General features: G+C 60.1%; 17 protein-coding genes. 7 read left to right on the plus strand and 10 right to left on the minus strand.

The genetic code is table 11. The annotated features are described in order from the left end of the window. Positions 1-31: 31 nt before the first annotated feature. From UU7_RS17525 to UU7_RS00575, 3 genes are read right to left on the minus strand one after another with little or no spacing between them, the layout of a single operon-like run. Positions 32-388 carry a ubiquitination-like system serine protease family protein gene (locus UU7_RS17525; protein WP_083845896.1) on the minus strand — a complete coding sequence of 119 codons (357 nt, stop codon included), beginning with the start codon at positions 386-388 and terminating at the stop codon, positions 32-34. Further along, complete coding sequence (locus UU7_RS00570) at positions 385-1,779, minus strand: ThiF family adenylyltransferase (protein WP_040672616.1); 1,395 nt, start codon at positions 1,777-1,779, stop codon at positions 385-387. The genes UU7_RS17525 and UU7_RS00570 overlap by 4 nt, the downstream gene beginning before the upstream one ends. Further along, positions 1,776-2,882, minus strand: a complete 1,107-nt coding sequence (locus UU7_RS00575) for a multiubiquitin domain-containing protein (protein WP_007804351.1) — start codon at positions 2,880-2,882, stop codon at positions 1,776-1,778. Before UU7_RS00575 ends, UU7_RS00570 begins: the two co-directional genes overlap by 4 nt. Positions 2,883-3,020: 138 nt before the next feature. On the opposite strand from UU7_RS00575, the gene UU7_RS00580 reads away from it, so the two are divergent. Both UU7_RS00580 and UU7_RS00585 read left to right on the plus strand, forming a co-directional pair. Continuing rightward, entirely contained in the window at positions 3,021-3,347 is a 327-nt protein-coding gene (locus UU7_RS00580) for a helix-turn-helix domain-containing protein (protein ID WP_007804352.1), read from the plus strand. Between the two features lie 2 nt (positions 3,348-3,349). Continuing rightward, positions 3,350-4,237, plus strand: a complete 888-nt coding sequence (locus UU7_RS00585; RefSeq protein ID WP_040672617.1) for an ImmA/IrrE family metallo-endopeptidase — start codon at positions 3,350-3,352, stop codon at positions 4,235-4,237. Between the two features lie 258 nt (positions 4,238-4,495). Here UU7_RS00585 and UU7_RS18175 read toward each other — a convergent pair whose 3' ends face one another. Next, positions 4,496-5,356, minus strand: coding sequence for a hypothetical protein (locus UU7_RS18175; protein ID WP_157581782.1), 861 nt, complete (start codon positions 5,354-5,356; stop codon positions 4,496-4,498). Between the two features lie 197 nt (positions 5,357-5,553). Here UU7_RS18175 and UU7_RS00595 point away from each other — a divergent pair, with 197 nt between their 5' ends. From UU7_RS00595 to UU7_RS00615, 5 genes are all read left to right on the plus strand, one after another. Beyond that, complete coding sequence (locus UU7_RS00595) at positions 5,554-5,853, plus strand: hypothetical protein (protein ID WP_007804354.1); 300 nt, start codon at positions 5,554-5,556, stop codon at positions 5,851-5,853. 185 nt (positions 5,854-6,038) lie between these two features. Beyond that, the gene (locus UU7_RS00600; protein WP_157581784.1) at positions 6,039-8,450 is read left to right on the plus strand and encodes a TnsA endonuclease N-terminal domain-containing protein; all 2,412 of its coding nucleotides are present in this window, start codon (positions 6,039-6,041) and stop codon (positions 8,448-8,450) included. An 18-nt stretch (positions 8,451-8,468) separates the two neighbouring features. Further along, the gene (locus UU7_RS00605; protein WP_007804356.1) at positions 8,469-9,515 is read left to right on the plus strand and encodes a TniB family NTP-binding protein; all 1,047 of its coding nucleotides are present in this window, start codon (positions 8,469-8,471) and stop codon (positions 9,513-9,515) included. Then, positions 9,512-10,849 (plus strand): TniQ family protein, encoded by a 1,338-nt coding sequence (locus tag UU7_RS17530; protein ID WP_083845897.1) that lies wholly within the window; start codon positions 9,512-9,514, stop codon positions 10,847-10,849. Before UU7_RS00605 ends, UU7_RS17530 begins: the two co-directional genes overlap by 4 nt. Before the next feature lie 51 nt (positions 10,850-10,900). Further along, entirely contained in the window at positions 10,901-11,644 is a 744-nt protein-coding gene (locus UU7_RS00615; RefSeq protein WP_083845898.1) for an SseB family protein, read from the plus strand. 29 nt (positions 11,645-11,673) lie between these two features. On the opposite strand, the gene UU7_RS00620 is transcribed toward UU7_RS00615, so the two are convergent. The 6 genes from UU7_RS00620 to UU7_RS00645 form a co-directional block, all read right to left on the minus strand. Further along, positions 11,674-12,426 (minus strand): M48 family metallopeptidase, encoded by a 753-nt coding sequence (locus UU7_RS00620; protein WP_007804361.1) that lies wholly within the window; start codon positions 12,424-12,426, stop codon positions 11,674-11,676. Next, on the minus strand, positions 12,419-15,715 hold the full coding sequence (locus UU7_RS00625) for a type I restriction endonuclease subunit R (protein ID WP_007804362.1): 3,297 nt from the start codon (positions 15,713-15,715) through the stop codon (positions 12,419-12,421). Before UU7_RS00625 ends, UU7_RS00620 begins: the two co-directional genes overlap by 8 nt. A gap of 121 nt (positions 15,716-15,836) precedes the next feature. Beyond that, complete coding sequence (locus UU7_RS17535; RefSeq protein WP_083845899.1) at positions 15,837-17,021, minus strand: restriction endonuclease subunit S; 1,185 nt, start codon at positions 17,019-17,021, stop codon at positions 15,837-15,839. Continuing rightward, positions 17,011-18,039 (minus strand): RhuM family protein, encoded by a 1,029-nt coding sequence (locus UU7_RS00635; protein ID WP_007804368.1) that lies wholly within the window; start codon positions 18,037-18,039, stop codon positions 17,011-17,013. Before UU7_RS00635 ends, UU7_RS17535 begins: the two co-directional genes overlap by 11 nt. Before the next feature lie 46 nt (positions 18,040-18,085). Then, complete coding sequence (locus UU7_RS00640) at positions 18,086-19,660, minus strand: type I restriction-modification system subunit M (RefSeq protein WP_007804371.1); 1,575 nt, start codon at positions 19,658-19,660, stop codon at positions 18,086-18,088. A 5-nt stretch (positions 19,661-19,665) separates the two neighbouring features. Beyond that, the gene (locus tag UU7_RS00645; RefSeq protein WP_007804374.1) at positions 19,666-20,235 is read right to left on the minus strand and encodes a restriction endonuclease subunit S; all 570 of its coding nucleotides are present in this window, start codon (positions 20,233-20,235) and stop codon (positions 19,666-19,668) included. Between the last annotated feature and the right edge of the window lie 10 nt (positions 20,236-20,245).

Below are 20,245 nucleotides of genomic sequence, written 5' to 3' on the forward strand. Positions count from 1 at the left end.
GCTAACTCGCGCCCTTACTTGGGCAACACAGTCAGATGCGTTTAGGCTGCGGCTCCGCCCATACCACACGGCCACTTCTGAGCCAAAAATGCGATTTACAACCGGTCTTCTTCCAGATCGAGGGGTGCAGTGTCGGACGGCCAAACCGATCGACCGACAAGGACCAATGTGGCTCCGCGATCCGCAATAGCAACAGCTCTATCACGTCGCCACATCCACAAGGGCATGTGAACCCTACCGACCAACTGACATCATCCTCGACCATGTGGACTAAGCGCTTTTGCGGGATTTTCAGCGGCAGGGTGTCCCCTTCCACACAAAGTACCCGAAGATCGCCACACCACCAGGCTGCCAGTCGTTCCAGTACATCCTGCAACCACGCAATCATGGGCAATCCTCCAGGCCCGGCAGGCCAAGCAGGGGACTACGTAATCCCGCACCGAGCAAGCCAGTGGGGTTGGCCGGAAACGCGCCATCCGTCGCACAGCTTCGCTCCTCGGCCGCTAAATCGAACTCGTTGTGCGCAAACACAGCGTTGCCATCCAGTCGGTACGGATAAGCCCGAGCTACGAACTCCAGCACCACGGCACTCGCCGCATGCATGTTGACGCAGATGACAGCGGGTGCCTCCTGTCCAGCGCCTGGCATGTACCCTTCCTGGACGCGCGCCGCATACATTATGGGATCGGTTCGTCGAAGGTATTCCGCTTCCAGCAACTCAGGGGTGTAAACGCCACGATCCGCCAACGTCGTACCGCCAGGTTGGACGTAATCGACGCGGCCGCTGATGTTGGCGATCACCATGCCACGAGAGGGCGTCCTGACCGGAATGGTTACCCCGACGTCGAACAAGGGCTGGAGCATCGCACTAGCCAGCCGGTCGCAGATGTGACGCGCCTCCAGACCATCCACGCAACTGAATATGATGTCGGCCTGGGCAGCGGCCATGATCGCCTCACGCTTGCTTACGTCCAACGGAACGGCGCGGACTCGCGTTTGTGGGCTGATCCTGGCCGCGGCCGCCTTGAAGACGTCCACTTTTAGCGCTTTCGCAGCCGCATCAGCCTGTGTGGAATTGAGAATACGGTTCAAATTCTTGTCTTCGATGTGATCGAAATCCACAACGATCACTTCTCCCGCGCCCATCCGAAGCACTTGCTCTGCCACGATGCTGCCGGTGCCGGACACGCCGACCACCGCGATACTAAGCCGATGCAACTCTTGCTTCATCGCTTCACCGAAGGCCATCGGCCGTGGTCGCGGATCGTGGTCTTCTCCCCAGTAGAAGTTCAGGTTGTCGCCATAAGCGGCAACGAGATCGATCGCATGGGAATGCATTGCGCGGTCATAGACGCGCGCTTTGATGGCACCACCAGGCACCATGACAGCGCTTCCGTGCCACGGCTCACGCAAGCGGTCAACAGAGCCGCCGGCGATCAGCGACCGCACAACCTCCTGGTCGGATCGGTAATCTACTTGGGAGAATCCATAGAAGCCCGTGGGGTGCGAATGGAGCAGGAGAATGGACAAATCTTCTGTCTCTGCTGCAGCCAGCGCGCGGTCGAGATAATCGCCGGGCCAAGTGAGGGACACTGCCGAGCGCACGCACTGCTCATGAGCGACGAACAAGACGTCGCACACGAGTAGTTTCAGCCCGTCGTTTTCCAGCCGGGAACACAGCAGAACCGCTGCCGCCTCCTTTCCATCTCCGGGGAATAAATGCTGTTCCAGGCGCCGATGAACGGCGCCTGGGACCACCAGCGTACGGGGCCGAATCACGCCCCCACCTCACGGCCCAGCGCCTCGTCGACCAGACCCAGATGAGTGGACACGTTGTCCCGCGCCGGGGACCACTGGCTATTGCTGGTACGGTGACGGGACCATCGCTGGAAGGACGCGCCAGCGATGGCCTGGCGCGCCTCGGTCTGGGCCGGAGCCGCACCGCCTTGCAGCGACAGCGGCGGATCGCAATAGAACATATCGATCTGCGCGGCAGGATAGGTCTGGGGGATATCCAAGGCCAGACGGCAAACGGATAGGTTGTAGCCCTTCGGCAAAGGGTATTCATCGATGATCAACCAGCGCCGGCCACCGTCCGTGAATGTCTCCCAGTGGTGCCCGGCTGCTGTCAGAAATGCCTCGTCCTTTGGCAGCAGGGCAAACTCGCGGCGAAAAACTGGTGCATCGCCGTTGTCGACCTGCCGAGGGCGCAGCCACAGCCGCTCGATTCCGGGCGTGTTGAGATCAATGACATCCTCCAGGCTAACCTGCCGCGGTTCCTGGCCTTTGACCTTCAATACGATCGTCCATGCCTTGGTCAGATCGCTGCCGGCTTTGACCAGGGCCTCCCGGACACCCACTTCGGGGCGGTCCCATTCTGTCGGTTCGCCTTGGACATCTAGCCGCCACATCTGCACGCGCGTGTATAGGCGCTCGACTCCGCTGCCGCTGAGATCCACTGCCTGTCCCGGTTGCAGCAATAGGTCGGGCTCGTCCCGCCGCTCTAGCCAGATCTGGCGGTTGGATGGCACTCGGCCGATCCGGCGGATGGCTTCAACGTCCAACGGACCGGCCCACGCATAGCGGTCGTCATCCAGAACGAAGTAGGAGATCCCGTCGGCCCGGATGGCCAGGAACTCCAGTGACGGCCCATCCTCAGGTAGCGCGATCACCTCCTCCAGCCCGACCTCCCGGGTTGGGCCCGTGGACGGCCAGAGCAGCAAGGCATACTCCATTTCAGGACGCAAGTTGGCTGCCGCCAGTACCTGCTGGCCTGTCGGCGTATGGTCGACGATCCGTACCAGTTCGTTGTTTACCCGGATGGTCTGGTGGTGATGGGAGGAAGGGTCGGAAGGGGCCTGTTCGGTGTTAAGGGTACTCATGGGTATCTCCAAATATGTATGCGCCCGTACCTGAATACCGAACGCTGGAGAGAACTGTGACCCAGTCCCTTGCGTTTTGTCAACAACTATACTTTTGTTCGTTATATCGTATCATCAGCAATCCCCCAGGAGCCCCTCATGCCCTCGCCTCTCGGTGACAAGATCCGCGCCCGCCGAACCCAGTTGGAGATGAGCTTGGAGGATTTGGCGACCGCCACGGACTCGAGCAAGGGGTATTTGTGGGAGCTGGAAAACCGCGACAAAGCCAATCCGTCGGCCGACAAACTCATCAAGATTGCGTCAGCACTTGGGTTGACGACCGAGTTTCTCTTGGATGAGTCACCCGAGGTGGAACCAGAAGCAGGTGTGCTGGACGAAGCGTTTTTCCGTCGCTACAAAAAGCTTGATCCGAAGCGGAAAGAGAAGGTCCAGAAGTTCTTAGACATGTGGGACGACGAGGACTGAGCATGGATCGCAAGCGGCCAATGGCGGAGGCAAACAGCCTTTCTCGGCTGCTCCACGTGCTTCCAGAACCCGAACGATTTCCTGTCAACGTAGAGAACCTCGCTTTTGAACTGAGCCGACAGCGCTATAAGGACGCCCCGATCACACAGATCGAACCGTTTGACATCGACGGCGTGGAAGGCCTGTTGGGACGCCACCCTAGCGGCAAGAAATGGAAGATTGGCTATAGCAGTCGGATCCAGTCCCCGGGGCGCGTGCGTTTCACCCTGGCTCACGAACTGGGGCATTACGTCTTGCATCGTGAACTGCGGGATCGCTTTCGATGCTCGACAGAGGAGATGCACGACTGGGACGAGCGCGAGATCGAGACTGAGGCCAACGTCTTCGCATCTTTCCTGCTCATGCCGCTGGACGATTTCCGTCGCCAAGTCGCTGGGCAGCCGCCGTCCATTGAGATGCTTCGACATTGCGCGGACCGATACGGGGTATCGCTGATGGCGGCAGCCCTGAAGTGGACTGAAATTGCCGCCAAACGCGCTGTTGTCCTCGCCGCGCGCGACGGGCATGTACTGTGGGCGCGTTCGAACGCAGCCGCCTATAAATCTGGCGCGTACCTCGCCTCCAAGAAGCTGACTATCGAGGTGCCAGGGATGTCCATCCTTAATCAGGTGGATGCCGCGTCCGGCCCCAAGAGCTCGAAGTTGAAGGCCAACTTGTGGTTCCGCCGGGAACCGGACGAAATGGATCTCATCGAGCACGCACTAGCTGTTGAAGGCGACTACCCCTACACGCTCGGGATGCTGCTGCTACCCGATGCTATTCCGCGATGGGAGCTGCAAGAAGATGACTTGCTCACGCCGGTGGATCAAGCTCTCCGCTACCGAAGATGAGCGATGACCTCCGAGTAGGGGGCATCGCCGCGTACGGCACATGCCTGGACGCGGCTCCACCAATCAAACCCTTATGTGCTTAGCCGGTGTGCTATCCATCCATAGATGGTGTAAGCGGGCTATTCCTACGGCCTGTTAGAACTGTCGTTACAGGGAACACCCACGCAGCCTCAAGACATTGTTTTTATTGAATTAGCTGGAGCCAGCTAAAATTAGCAAGACCGAAGAATTCCTGCTAATCGAGGTAACAAGCCGAAATCACCCCGTCTGTTGCAGGGCCCTGATGAGGTTTGTCGGATGGAACGGATTTATTCCGCGGAGCGAATACTCCACCTCTACGCCGCTGCGGTTGCCGTCGAAGACATCGAAAAACACGTTATCGCACTCATCCATGCGCCAAGCACTGCCACGCTTACTACCATCTTGGCTCGTTGCCTCACCGCAGTCTCCATCCTGATGCTTCGACCCATATGGATCGGTCGCAAGGCAGACTGCTACGGCGTCCCAATTCACCCTAAACCACCGGTAACGCGCGTCAATGTGCTCGAGCAGCATGCCTATGCATGAGAGCAACATCGAAGTGTGAGGGCGTACGGCGCGATGCCGTGCAATCGATGGCAGCGCGCTGATCAGCGCGAAATAATGCGCGTTGAAGGACTCATAGTCTTTGAGCGCAAGCGCAGCTCGTACACGTGCCGCGTGTAGCCAGAACACCTCAGGCGCCTCAGCACTGAGAAAGCAACGTCCCGCTAGTTGGAATTTCTTGGGTTCGTGCCAACGCGACTGCCCTCGCCGGTTGAACGACACTAGGCGATCGTTCGGCAACTGAAATGCCGTGCTGTAGGGTGGCGCACATATTTCTTCGACGTCACCCAAGGTAAGTTGCCACGGTGTCAGCAGCTTCCACGGCCACTCGCTAACCACACGAAGATCCGGCATACCCAGTCGCTCAGCGAGCGGATTGACCACGCTGCGTGATGGCTCATTACGGCCATCAAAGTAGTTCGATACTTGGGTCGTCGTAAGTTTTACGTCAACACGAGCTGCAGCCGCAACGATCGCCTTCGTCGTCGTCCCGATTCCACACTTCATCTCTTCGGCGATGCATAAGGCAGCCAAGACGCGAGACTGCTCTCGTAGTGCATTCCGGCCTTGCTGACTTCTTCGCTCAGAGAGCGGCCAGGCAAGCGGGTGCGGTGAACTCGGCTCACCCCGGTGTTCACCAGGCTCCAGGTGCGCCAAAAAAAAATTTGGCGATCTGGGAACGTATCTTTGTTTCAACCTTACAAGATGAACTTGTGCCATAACGAGCACCCATGAGAGTTCATGAGCGCTACCGTAGCGCAGATCGACACCTCGATGCTCCGACATCGCTCGGCGACACGAGCATCGCCGTCATCACGACACAGCAAGTCGCCACCCTGCTGAGCTACCCGTCGGCCAGTGCCGTGCGGCAGGCGCATCAGCGCGGCACTTTGCCGGTGCCTCTTTACCGTTTGGGTAACCGCCGCCGCTTGCTTGCGCGACTAGCGGACGTCGAAAAGGCCCTGACCGAACGGCTGGAGCCGTCCCGTACCGTAACGCAAGGAGCCCTGATCGAAGAGGAGGCCAGCTAGCGCCCGCACGCTACCGCCGAGCTGGGTGCGACCAAAGTAACAGGCACAAAAAAGCTCAAGCTGGTGACTTGAGCTCTTTGCAAAACGTCAGATTTCTGGCCTGACGTCGTGAAGTTACTCCCCGTCGCAGAAATGTTCAACTGCCGAACTTCGGCGGCAACGGGCGGGCGTGCGCTGAGAAAAGCATGCTCAGCTCGACCGAATTTGCAACCTATTGCAAGCAAACCAAGCTCAGCGAAGCTGCCGTGAATTACATCTCGGCAGTGCGCTCTTCTCCGCCCTCACGGCGCGTCGGCGACAGCGCACGTTGCAATGTCTGCGCCCGTATCCCCAGCAAGAAGATCGGCCTGACGGTTCAGGCAGAAAGTCGTACGTGCGAAGCGGTATTCGTCTATGAAGCGGAATTGTCGAGTGACGTCCTGGAAATTTGGGACCAGCCCAAGCCCATCCAACTGCGAAGGGATCGTGGCGTCAAGGGAACTCACGTTTCCACCTACACACCGGACTATTTGCTGCTGCGACGGGATGGCCCGGCGCTCGTCGAGTGCAAGACGGCCAAGGGGCTTGCCAGGAAATTAGCCGACAAGCCCGAGGACTGGAATTATGTCGACGGCGTGCCGTACTTCGTCCCCGCAAGAACAGCTGCCGAGAAGATAGGTCTTCCGCACGAAGTCTACGTGACAGACGACACAGCTTCACGCTACTTGGCCAACCTCGAGTTTCTCCATGCTGTGCAGCTGAGCCAGCCAGTCGAGGTTTCCGACGCTGACTATAAGCGCCTGCTGGAAAGGCTGACGGACTCGCCAACCATCTTCGATCTTTGTAGTGCCAGACGCGGGCCTGAGCCAGCCGTCATCTACGCACTCTTGGCAAGCTCCCGAATCTTCGGTGCCCTGAAAGCGCAGCTCTTGTCACAACAGGACACATTTCGCATCTTCGCGGATCGCGCCCAGGCCGACGAATTTCAGGAGCACCTGCTGCAGACATACCGCACAGCGCTTGACGAAAGCAGCGAAACGGATCTCGCAGCATTGCTCCGTGCTACACCCGCTGCGCTTGCACACGCGACCAAGGTCTACGAACAGATCAAAGAGGTCTTGGACGGGAAAAGGAAGCCTACCCGCAATGACTACCGCTACCTGCGTCGCCTTTCCGATCCAGAGGCGTCACCAGGACATCCACTTGCAGCGTGCCTTCCCGATTATCGTTCCCGCGGCAATCGCGTACCGCGGCTGACTCCCGATCAAGTGCGCATCGCCCAGGACGTCATCCAGTCGCACTGGGTTCTCGGCAGGTGCAAGGATCAATCGCAGTTGCTTGGCCATGTGGATGCAGCTTGCTCGGAAGAGAGCATCCCCAAAATCTCCAAGAGTGCATTGCGGAACATGTGCCTCAAGATCGCTCCCGAGCAGGTCGCTTATGGCCGACTTGGGATTCGTGGCTACCACGCCGCCCGGCCACCGGTGTCGGCCGAACACGCAACAGTCCGCTGCGAAATTCCAGGCCTGATCAGCCACATCGATAGCACGCAGTTCGACGTTCGGTCCTGGAGCATCTTTAAGCTGTCGATGTTCTGCGAGCCGCCTTGGTTCTATGTTTTTTATGACGAAGCGACAGATAAAGCTTTGGGGGCGTGGCTTGGTTTTGGGAAGTCCGACCGATTTGCTCTATCGCTTGCATTCCGGGACATGGGAGCACGGCAAAAGCGCGTACCTCCGTATATCGCTCAGGATCGGGGTGGCGAGTACGGGTCAACCTTCTGGGAACAGTTGCTGCCCCGGTTCAACTCGGCGAAGTACTCGCGAGCTTCAGGCGCTCCCCGCTTTGGCGGCCTGGAGGAAACGGCACTGAAGCAAATCAATTTCCGCATCGCCAACCGGCTCGACGGCGCGACCTGGGCAGATCAGCACAACCGAGCAGCCTCAGGCAACAAGAAAAGTCGGGCAACAGCCCGGCTCGAGCTCGCGATCATCATCCAGGAAGCCAGGCATTTCTGGTTCCACGAATGGAACAAGACGACCCACGGAACCGCTGATGGGTGCCCAGACGGCCTGCTTGCTCAGGGAGTCCAGGAGTTCGGCCACATTGGCCATCATGTTACTTGCGATCTTTCGTACTTGATCGCTACATCGATCCCGGTAGACATCACGCTGAACAAGCGAAAGGGCCTGCGTTGCGGCTACCGCGAGTATTGGTCTGACGAACTGAACGCAATCAGGCGGCCCTACAAATTTGAAGAGACTCGCCTCGACCCTGCCAATCCAAGCACGTTGTATGTCAGATGTGATGGCAGGTGGATCACCACGCACTCCCGGGATCACGGCGTGATCCTGCCACTCTCGGATGAAGGTAAGTTCTTCGAAAACTATCGGGGGCGTAGCAATAGCAGGACGGCCCGTGAGGAAGGGCGTCAAAGCCACGAGCGCATTGCGAAGCGGATGGAGCAACTCGAGGCATCAGCCGCCGCCGCGGCTGCCTGCGACGAAGCGGACAGTGGCGCCGCCAACAGCACCACACCCCCAGCGTCGCCATCGATCAAGCCCCAAATCGAATCGATCGACTTCGATCGGCTGCCCGACATTCCGTTTCTACCATGATACGAAGGAGACAGAATCATGTTGCTGACTGGCACGCTGGAGCACGCTCACTTCAAGGCGTGGGAGCGGGAGGCTCGCGTCTGTATCACTCATGCATCGAAAGGCACCTTGGTATTCGTGGTAGGTCCGTCCGGCGCGGGAAAGTCGACGCTCCGAAGCCATCTTGAAGGAACCTCGTACCGGTCAGACGCTGACCCATCGAAGAATCAGATCCCGCTCGTTTCCGTCCTGGCCACAAACTCGGAGAGCGGCTATTTCTCGTCGAAGGATTTCTACAGCCGCATGCTGGGCCAGCTAGGCGATCCCTTCAGGCGCGGGGGCACTTTGGCGGGGAGTCCACAAGCAAAGCAGATGACGCCGGAGCAACTGGATTTTCTTGGCGAACCGTTCTGGGACTCCATCCGTGTTTCGATGACGGAGACGAAGATCAGGCGCGCTTTCGAATGCCTGGCACAGGCTGTACACCTACAAGCGATCTTCGTCGACGAGGCTCAAAGCATGTGCCTCACTCACGTGAATCGCAGCCCGTCAGATCACCTCGAAAGTCTGAAGATCCTCGCCGAAAGGCTTGGAATCATCATCTTTCTCTTTGGGACTTACGACCTGCTTGACATATGGAACCACAGTGCGCAGCTCAACCGACGTAGCCACCTGATTCATTTGCAGCGCTACGACACAGATCTGGACGCCGACCGTGCGGCGTTCTACTCGGTGTTGCGTATGTACTCGAAGGCGATTGGCTTCGAGGAGCCAGCCACGCTGAGCAAACATGCTGAGACCGTCTTGGCATGGACTTTCGGCGTGTTTGGCGAAGTCGAGAAATTGTTCGAGCGCGCGAGGTTCACCGCCTTGGCACAAGGACGGGATGGACTTCGCTGGCAAGACATCGAGGAAGCCAAGTACACGCCAATCCAGACGGAACGCCTAAAGCACGAAATCGAGACAGGGGAGGCACGGGTCAAGGGCGAGCTTCCCAAGCCAGCGAAAGCAGCGCCGACGAAACGGGGGAGCAAGCATCCAGGTCGGCGCAATCCTGTCCGTGACCCCTGTGGCCCCCAACCATGAAGACCATACTCGCGCCGCTTCGCCTGTACGGCTTGGGCACGCCACAAGTTGAATCGCTAGCATCGTTCTATTGCCGCTTGGCTGACGCACACCAAGTTACGCCGAAGCAGCTGGCCAAAGTGCTGTTCAATGATTCGTCGTACTTGAGCATCGACGACGCCCCGGAACTCAAGAGCATCGATCTCGATGCACGGATCTTTTGCACGCACTCGGGCCGAACCGCGGTGATAGTCGAGCGGTTGGAGAAATTGACAGGCGCCGCAAATCTGGCATGCGGGACACTGTTGCGGCTTCGCGGCGCCCTCAGTCGAAACCAGACGGGATCGAGCGTGCAACGGCGCCGATGGTGTCCGATGTGCTACGCGCAGCTCGCCGATAGGATTGTAGAGCCTCTCGCGTGGTGGATTCCGCAGATTACACGCTGCCCGTTACATGGGGCGCGACTCACGGATCGTTGTGCCCGATGCGGCTCATATCAACGCGACTGGCGCATAGGTTCGGTTCGGATGCTCTGCATCAAATGCGGCTTTGCGTTGAAATCCGCTGACAGAATGCGAGACGAAAGCACGCCGTGGGAGGCGTGGTGCCACACCGAGATGTTGAAAGTTCTCACACACATCGCGACGCCCAAATCCGCGGATATTCCGCACCGCGCTGTCGATATATTCCTTGCCAAAGCCATACGGCTTGCCGCGCTGGAGGGGCGCCCATGCCCGGTATCCAGCGAAACAGCGAAGATGCGAGCACTTGGGCACCGCTTGACCACCATATTCGGCATGGCCGCGCGCTGCGGAACAACGCCTATGGACATTTTCTTGCGGCCTGAGGAGGCCGTTTCCCCTGGCCTGTTCGAGTCCGACATTGACACCCCAAGACCGCCGCAGCGACGGGGATTCAACAAACATGGTTATCGACTTTGTGAACGCACGATGCGCAAGTTGCTGGCCCTTCCGAACACAACCATGTTGCCTCCCTTCACAAATATATGTTCGGAATATGCGGTGAGCCTCTCCAACTTCAAGCGAAAGAACTCGGAGCTTTGCGCGAAGTACAGTAATGAACGAAGACACCGCATCGAGATCGCCAAGAGCACAAGGTTCGAAGTTGCAAGCAGCTATCTCACCAAGCTGATCGAACAGCTGCAGCGATCCGGTAAGCGCCTACATCGGATGAATACCGTGGCTCAGATGAGGCGGGAAATCCACGTCTCGAAGGCCATCGCTCGCTCGGCGATACGCGTTGCCTTGGCCAAGATGAATGCGAGTCGCGAGATCCAGCCTTCTGACAAGGTTAGTCAAGATGATGTTTCGTCATCGAGTCAGCCACGCGCGTAGGCTTTCGAGCAAATGTGTGACGTCCTACCCCACCCATCGGCAGGTTTAAGAATGGCTAAGATAACGCCCAAGAAGCTTGCGCAATTGCTGGCTGCCGCCAGGACTACAGCGCGAGGCGTAAACCCCGAGCACGCACAACAGCAGTTCTTCGAAGCGTTGCTTGATGCGACGGTCTACGCTCATGTTCCAGTGGGGAGCCCACCTCGGGGCGTCATGCGCTTCATTCAGTTCATACGCCCTGACAACGGACAGACTGCGTTGCCGTTCTTCAGTGACAAGGGACAAGCCGAAGCGGCCGCGAACAACACAGTCCTCGTCGTGGCGATGCCGGGCCGGCATCTATTCGACCTGACACGAGGTGCCTTGCTGATGCTCAATCCGAACGTGGATGCGATCGCGCTCTACCCACCGGAGGTTACGGCCCTCTTGGAGGGAAGACCGCTTGGCAGCTTCACCATGGGCGAGATGCCGGCGCAGACCGAATTCCTGGTCGAGCCACCATCTGTGTCCACGGTTGCGCTGAACATGATCCTACGCAATCTGTTTGAGAAGGAGGCCACGGTAAAGACGGCATTCCTGACGGAGCTGCATCGTGAAGACGATAGCGCAGCAGTCATCCTGCTCCTCACCATCGTGGCTGCCAAGGCACAGCAGGAGCGCCTCCTCCAACTGGTTACGCTCGCATTCAAAACAGAGGCACTTGAGCTCGCTCTGCCGCTCGACATGAGATTCCTGGCACCAGATGAGTCACTCGACCAAATTTGCAACCGTGGCGTGCAGATCTTCGGGACTTGATGAAGGCACTGACTGCATGCTTGCTGCATCTACAGGTTCAGAATCACTTCGGCGAGTTCATCCAGGCGCGCTTTGCGCTGTCGCCATGCCGGCATATGCCGATCCAGCAGCTTGAAGAATCGTGGGCTGTGGTTATGTTCCCTGAGATGGGATAGCTCGTGAAGGATCACGTAGTCGATGCAATCGCGCGGCGCTTTCACCAGCCATGGATTGAGCGTGATCTTCCCTGTCGGTGAGCAGCTTCCCCATTGGGTTTTCATGGCCTGCAGGCGCATGGGTGGCCGCGTCGACTTCCAGCGCAGGGTCGTGAGCATGTCGTCGATGCGTGCGGCAAAAACCGTGCGGGCGCGGGCGCGGTACCATGTCTCCATGGCCCCGCGAATCGAGGCCGGAGCCGTGTCGGGACTGCGTATCTCAAGGCGACTTCCGCACAACTTCACGGCGGCCTCGGCAGCGGTGGCAGGTATCACTTTCAGCCGATAACGACGACCGAGGTAAATCACGGTTTCCCCGCTGACATATTCGCGCGGCAGCACATGAGTGTGCCGTCGGCGGAAGCCGGTCAGGTGGCCGTGCACCCATCGCGCGCGCTTGCGCACTGCAGCGAGTATGGCCAACCGCGACGCATCGGCCGGCGCATCCACCAGCACCCGGCCCGGTGGTTCGACATGGATGGCAATGCTTCCGCGGAGGCGCTGCGGCTGGCTGCGCACCACGAACCGAATGACTTCACCGCCGTAATGGATACTCCAGCCGGCTTCCGGCGACGAGGCATCAGCCACGGCTCAAACCCACCCTCACGATCTGGATAATCTGGTCGACCACAGCCTTCGCCTGGTCCAGCCCCACCCGCGCGAAGAGTTCCGGCAGCAGCGCCTTGCGCACCGCTGTCTCGATGTTCTGCGGGTTGAGCGAGTTCTCGGCGATGGCATTGCGCACCACCTGGTCGATCTCCACGGCGAGATCGATGTACGCCCTGTGTTCCGCATCCTCCATGCCGTCGAAGGCCGCGTCGCCCAGCACCAGCTTCAGCGCACCAAAGTAGGCCATGGCGTGCCGGTTCTCCGCGAACGCGGGCGGGATGCCGGGGACATCGCGCGCCTCGACCTTCTGCTCGAAGGCCTTGAACAGCGCGTATTGCTTCAGCGGGTGGTCGAACATGGCCTCCGCTTCGGCGATGGCCTGCCGCAGCAACTCGCCAAAAACCTTCTGGGCATAGGGGTCTTCGGCGAGTTCCTGCTCGATGGTCTTGCGCACCCGGGTCTTGATCAGGTCGGTTTCGTTGCGGGTCTTTTCCTCTGACCAGGTTTGCGGATCCTCGACCTTGCCCAGCTCGTGCACCAGGTACACGCCCTGCGGGTCGCGCACCTCCTTGCCGATCACCTGCTTGTCCACCAACTTGCGGATCTGTTCCTCGTAGACGCTGTAGTCGACGGTTTCCATCGCGTCTCGGCGGGCAATCTGGCGCAGACTGGAAAAGAAGCGCAGATCGTCCTTGTAACGACGGATCAGTTCCTCGGAGAAACTTTGGTCCTCGAAAAAGCTACGCGATGACAGCGCCGTCTGCAGACACAAGCCGAACTCGGTCAGCGCCGCCGAGAAGTCGTCGCGCAGCTTCTGCCGCTCGTCGTACTCCTCGCCATCGTCCCCCTTCACCAGATGCGGCTTCAGAATTTCGCGGTACTGCTCGGTATCCTTGCGGTTGGCCACACTCTTGAAGAAAGACCACAGGCGGTCGTGCAAGGTTGGCAGGCGTTTGTACTGGGTGCTGAAGTCCTGGTACAGGCCGTCGATATCCGCCAACTCGTACCCGCCCTGGGTGCGCTCTTCCAGATCCTGATAGGCGCGCACGGCGACATCCAGTTCCTTGAGGATGCCGCGGTAATCCACCAGCACGCCGTAGCGCTTGGCATCGTGCAGGCGGTTCACGCGCGCCACGGCCTGGATCAGGTTGTGGCCCTTCAGTGGCTTGTCGATGTACAGAACGGTGTTACGTGGCTCGTCGAAGCCGGTGAGCAGCTTGTCGACCACGATCAGCAAATCGGGCGAACCGTCGCAGCCGAAGTCCTGCAGCGCCTGCTTCTCGTATTCCTCGGGATCAAGCTTGCGATCCACGATGTTCTGCTTCCACCACTTCTGCACTTCCGGCATCGCGTCTTCGTCGATCTCGGCATTGCCTTCGCGGGTATCGGGTGCGGAGATGACGACGGCACTGGTCACCAACCCGGTATCGTCCAGTGCCTTCTTGTAGCGAATCGCATCGATCTTGCTGTCGGTGGCTACCTGGCCCTTCAGGCCAAGATCCAGCTGCTTGATGTTTTCGTTGAAGTGGGTGGCGATATCCCAGGCGATCAGCTCGATGCGGTTGGCCGCACCGTAGATGGCCCGTTTCCCGGCGAACTTCTTCTTGAGATCCGAGCTCTGCGCCGACGACAGCGAAGCGGTGATCTTGTCGAACCAGCGGTTGACCGCCTCCTCGTTGATGTCCAGCTCGGGCACGCGCTCCTCGTACAAGAGCGGTGCCACAGTTTCGTCCTCCACCGCGCGCTGCATGGAATAGGCGTGCACGATGGCGCCGAACTTGTTCGCGGTCTTCTCATTTTTCAGCAAGGGCGTGCCGGTAAAGGCGATATAAGCCGCCTTTGGCAGCGCCTTGCGCATGCGCTCGTGGGTTTCGCCGCCGTGGCTGCGGTGGCCCTCGTCCACCAGCACCACCAGGTCGGGCGAATCGTTGCGGCACTCCGGCAGCTTGGAGGCGGTGTTGAACTTCTGCACCAGCGAGAAGGTGATGCGCTCGCTGCCATGGCCGATGCGCCGCGCCAGCTCGCGCCCGGAGGTGGCCTTGCTGCCCTCGCCCTCCTTGCGGGTGGCGATGGCGGAGCCGAACGCGCCGCCGGTGATGAAGTTGCGCGCCAGCTGGGTTTCCAGGTCGATGCGGTCGGTCACCACCACCACGCGGCAAGCCTTGAGCGCGTCGTCCAGCAGCAGCGCCTTGGTGAGAAACACCATGGTGAAGCTCTTGCCGGAACCGGTGGTATGCCACAGCACGCCGCCCTCGCGCCCGCCGTCGGGCCGCTTCTGCGCGATGCGCGCCAGCAGGGCGCGGATGCCAAAGAACTGCTGGTAGCGCGCGACGACCTTGCCCACCTTGCGGTCGAACAGCACGAAGCCGCGCAGGAACTCCAGCAAGCGCACCGGCGTGAGCAGGCCGGCCAGCAGGCGATCCTGGTCGGTGGGCAGCGTGGGCTGCGACCACAGCGCCTCGAAGTAGCTGCGCAGTTTGGCCGGCTTGCCGTCGAACAAGGCGCGCTGCGTATCCAGCGGCAGCGCGCGGTTCTTGATGGCGGCCAGCGCCTTGTCGTCGAATGCCTCCTCGCGCCAACGCGCCCAGAACTTGCTGGCCGTGTGGGTGGTGCCGTAGCGGCCCTCGGTCTGGCTGATCGACAACAGCAACTGCGCATAGGCGAACAATTGCGGAATCTCGTCCTGGCGCTGGTTGCGCAGGTGCTGGCTGATGCCCTCGCTCACCATCGCCTTGCCGACGTGGCCGGATTCGGGGCGCTTGGCTTCGATCACCGCCAGCGGCAAGCCGTTCACGTAGCCCACGATATCCGGTGTGCGGTGATGCGTGCCCTGCGCGGACAGCAGCTCGCACTCCTCGGTCACGTCCCACAGGTTCGCAGCCGGATCGGCCCAGTCGATGATGGCAATGGTCGGCTGGTGCTTCTTGCCGTCCGGCATGAACTCGGTGACGGTGATGCCCAGCGCGAGTTTGGTGTACAGCCGTTCGTTGGCGGCCAGCAGCCCTTCGGCCAGCGGCAGCGCCGACAACTCGCGCACGATCTGGTCGATGGCGCTGGGCGAGAGCGGGTAGCGCTCGCCCTTGTAGTCGAAACGGCGCGCCTGCAGCGCTTCGATCAGGCGCGGCTTCAGCAGCACCTCGCGCGTGCTGCCGCGCAGCGCGAGGCAGGCGGCCGTGCCCAGATAGCGCCAGCCGAGATGAGCCAGCAGGTGCAGCGCGGGAATCTGCGCGCTGGCCTGCTCGCGGGTGTCGGGGGCGCTGTCGTTCATGGCGCGACCCACAAGAAAAAGCCGCCAAGGTTGCGCATGCGTGAGCAGAGGCGTGGCGGCTGTGTTGGCCGCAGTGTAGCGGTTTCGGGTGCGCGCTGGCAGCGGTGCGGGAACGTCGTGTTCAACATGCGACAGCCTCCGTGGCGGCCGGCAGGCACACTCGGCGCTTGCCGGTGAGAAGCTGTTGCATCAGGGCTGATTTTTCGATGCGGAGCGAACGCAGCTGCGCCTCGTCGTCACGGGCGATCTTCCAGGCAAGGTCAAGCGCATCGGCAATCGCTTGTTGTTCCATGATGCCCGGAACGGGAATGGCGATCTGCAGCAAGTCCTTGGGGTTTACGCGACGTGCCTTGCGACCACCGTTCGCCAACCCGAGCTGGCTACGGTAGAACTCTTCGCGTGATACGAAGTACAGGAGCCAGCGCGCGTCTACATCGGGAAGCAGGTCGAAAGCGGGAAGGTCGAGCGTGCTTTCGTAGCCGTCAAGTTCGGCGGGAACCAGCCCAAAGGCGCCGTTTAGGAAATCGAGTTTGCTGTAGATGAACTGCCCTGCCGAACGCCGGTAGTACTGCGTCGATTCACTCCCCGCGCCCCGGCTGGATTTTTCTATGACACCCTTGGCATAGAGTTTGACGGTCAGCTTCCTGGCTTCGTGTCCACCAGAGCCAAGCACCCTGCTTTCACGCATGAGTTCCGACAGCGTTCGCTTCTTCCAAGCAAGCGTACCCTTCTGTCGCGTCCTTCCCGACATCAGCTTCTGCGCAAGTACCGAACATTGTTCGCGGCTATTGGCCAGCAGGCGCTCGGTGGTGGCGATGGCGGCGTCCCATGTATCAAGCGTTGCAGATATGCGCTTCTGATCCTCGGGTGAAGGGACAGATACTGACTGCCTTTCGATATCGGATTTCTTTACATGGACTAACGTGTCTTTGAAGCCATGCGCGTTGCGCTCGACTCGATCAGTCACATGACGCAGCGCCCAATAAAGCCAGCCTTCCTGTACGTCCGTGTTGGCCGTAACTTTGAATATGTGCTGATTCAATACGCCTGTCGGGCCACGCCAGACCGTAGGCCCAAAGGACACGCCCCGGGTTCCCGCCCAAGCAAAAAGCAGTTGGCCAGAGTGAACTATCCACTCAGCTTCCGGCGTGCCGGAGAAGTAATCGAACTTCTTTCCCCCGTTCAGATTCTGGATTCGGATGATCGGAAACCCTTTGTCGTCCCAATCTTCCGGCCCGAACCCATGACCATTCTGAAAGCTGCAGACGTCAGCAACTGTTGCCCTATTCCAACCCTCAGGAAGCATGCTTACCTCCTTTGCGCCCGCGCTTCTCCACCGCCTCCAGCTCGCGGATATCCTCCGCATCCGCCGCCAGCGCCTCCGCCTGGCGTCGCTTCGCATCGAACGCCGCATAGCGTTCGTGCGCGATCTCGCGCATGCGCTCGTGGCTGATGGAACCAGCATTCATGAGCAAGGGCCGTTCGTTGAACTCGACGAAGCGGTCCACGTACTGCTGCCAATCATTCATGCGCAGGTTCTGCCGCTGGCTAGCGCGATCCTCGGCGTAGTCGAGGAACATGGTGGCGATGCGGTTCAACGCGCTCAGCTCGTCGGCGCGCAGGTAGTTCTTGGCCACTACCACGTCGGTCTTGCGCACGCGGCCAGCCTTCCACGTGGTGAGCGCCATGTTGGGCTGGTTGGGGTCGGCGCGTTCCACCACGATTTCGGCGGCAGTCTTGCCGGCCACGGCGAACAGCATCTTGTTCTGCACGGTGGCGAAGAACTGGCCGGCGGCCTCCTCGTTGTCGCGGTAGTCCACCGACAGCGCGAACAGGTCGCGCACCTTCTGGTAGTAGCGCTTTTCCGAACTGCGGATTTCGCGGATGCGTTCCAGCAGCTCGTCGAAGTAGTCCCAGCCCGCCGGGTTCTTCAGGCGCTCGTCGTCCATGACGAAGCCCTTGACCAGGTACTCCTTCAGGTGGGCGGTGGCCCATTGGCGGAACTGGGTGCCGCGCGGGGATTTCACGCGGTAGCCGACGGCCAGGATCATCTCCAGCCGGTACAGGTACACCTTGCGCCGCACCCGCCGCGCGCCCTCGGTGTGAACGGTCAAGTAAAACTTGACGGTTGATTCAGCTTGCTCGCCCTCCGCCAGGATGTTCTTGATATGCAAGCTGATGTTCTGCTTGCTGGTCTGGAACAACTCGGCCAGCTCGGCCTGAGTCAGCCAGACGGTGCCGTCCTCGGCCCGCAGATACAGCTGGGAAAGCCCGTCCTCGGTGGCGTACAGCACCAGCTCGCCCTCGGAAAGGCGTGGAGCCATGGGCCCACCTGCCTGGTCGGGCGCGGACGCGCCAGGAGGTTTGCGTTCACTCATACCCCAGTTCCTTCAGATACCGGGCCATCTGCTCTTCCAGCTTCGCCAGCTCGGCCTTGAGTTCGAGGCGCTCCTTGCGCACGGCCACCAGGTCGATCTCGGCTTCTTCCTCGAAGGTATCGACATAGCGCGGGATGTTGAGGTTGTAGTCGTTGCCGGCGATCTCGGCCGGGCTGGCAAGGTAGGCGTACTTGTCCACGCTGTGGCGCGCCTGCACGGTGTCGACAATGCGCGCGAGGTCGGCGTCGCGCAGGAAGTTCTGGTTCTTGCCGTCCCGGTAGTCGCGGCTGGCGTCGATGAACAACACCTTGTCGTCGACTTTCTTCTTGCGGAACACCAGGATCGCCGCGGGGATACCGGTGCCGTAGAACAGTTTTTCCGGCAGACCGATCACCACGTCGAGCAGGTTCTCGTCGATGAGCTGCTTGCGGATGCGGCCCTCGGCGGCACCACGGAACAGCACGCCGTGCGGCACGACCACGGCCATGCGACCGCTGCGCGGCTTCATGGTTTCGATCATGTGCAGGATGAAAGCGTAGTCGCCCTTGGTGCGCGGCGGCACACCGCGACGGAAGCGGCTGAAGGTGTCGGCCTCGGCACCTTCGTGGCCCCACTTTTCCAGCGAGAACGGTGGATTGGCGACGACGATGTCGAAGTGCTTGAGGCTGGCCGGCTTTATCGACGGCTCGGACGCAGGTTTCTTTTTCCCGCGCACCGCCGAGAATGGATCCCACGCAGCTTCACCATCAAGCAGCTTGGGGTTGCGGATGGTGTCGCCCCACTCAATGCGGTGGTTGTCCTCGCCATGCAAGAACATGTTCATCTTGGCCAGCGCCCAGGTGCTGCCGATGGCTTCCTGGCCGTACAGCGCGTACTTGCGCGACCCTGTGCGCTCACGGATCAACCGGCCGACCTTGAGCAGAAGCGAACCGGAGCCACACGTGGGATCGCTGATTTCCTCGCCTTCTTGCGGATCCATCAGTTGCGCCATCAGGGTGGAGACTTCCGGCGGGGTGTAGAACTCGCCCGCCTTCTTGCCACTGGTGGAGGCGAAGTTCTTGATCAAGAACTCGTAGGCGTTGCCGATGATGTCGAGGGCGCCGACGCGGCTGGGGCGCAAGTTGAGCTCTGGCTTGGCGAAATCCTCCAGTAGGTGTCGCAGAATGTCGTTCTTCTGCTGCTCGTCGCCCAGCTTGGTGGAGTTGAAGCTGATGTCCTGGAAGACGTCGCGCAACTTGCCGATATTGGCATCTTCGATAGCGTGCAACGCCTTGTCGATGCGCTCACCGTTTCCGGGCGAATGCCGCTGCTCATGGAGCGCGTAGAAGTTGGCCCGTGGCGGCAGCACGAAACGCTCATTCTTGAGCATCTCCTCGATCAGATCAGGGTGGTCGCCGTACTGTGTCTTGTACTCATCGTAGTGGTCCTGCCAGACGTCCGAGACGTACTTTAGGAACAGCATCGTAAGCACGTAATCCTTGTAGATGCTGGGATCCACGGTGCCACGGAATGTGTCGCACGCCGACCAGACGGCGGCGTTGATTTCGTTTTGATCCACAGTGGTCATGTTGCTCACGACTCCAAGAGTTTGCTGTAGATGCCTTCGAGCATCTTCTGGCGATTGACGAGCAGCCGCTCGCTGAGCATTTGTTCCTGCTGCCACAACTGCGCCAAGGCGAGAATCTTCTGTTGCGTCTCCAACGCGGGAATCGTGATCGGCAGGTCGCCGAGAACCGGGCGACTCAGGGAAGGAATACTGCTGCCAGCACGATTCTTGAGGATGTAGTTACTGGATTCGGATCTGTTGAGGAACCAGCACAAGTAGTCGGGACGCACCACTGCCGTCCGGGGCTCAATCACAAACAGCTGACCGGATGCCACCATGGGCTCGTCGCCTTGTATGACCAATGCCTCGTAATGATCGCCGCGCGCCGGTATCACCAAGTCTCCCGGACGCAACAAGGGCGGCTGGCTGGCGACTGGCCACTTGACCCGTGGCAGCGCCTGCGGATCGAGGGCCGCGGCATTTCTGATATCGCTGATCTGCAACACACGGACATCGCCAGCGGGGTCGTTTTCGACCTTCGTTCTAAAGCTGTAGCCGACACGGATGTCGGCGACATGGCGTAGAGGCTCGCGCATCCACTTGCTC

This window comes from Rhodanobacter spathiphylli B39 (assembly GCF_000264295.1).
Lineage (GTDB): Bacteria > Pseudomonadota > Gammaproteobacteria > Xanthomonadales > Rhodanobacteraceae > Rhodanobacter > Rhodanobacter spathiphylli.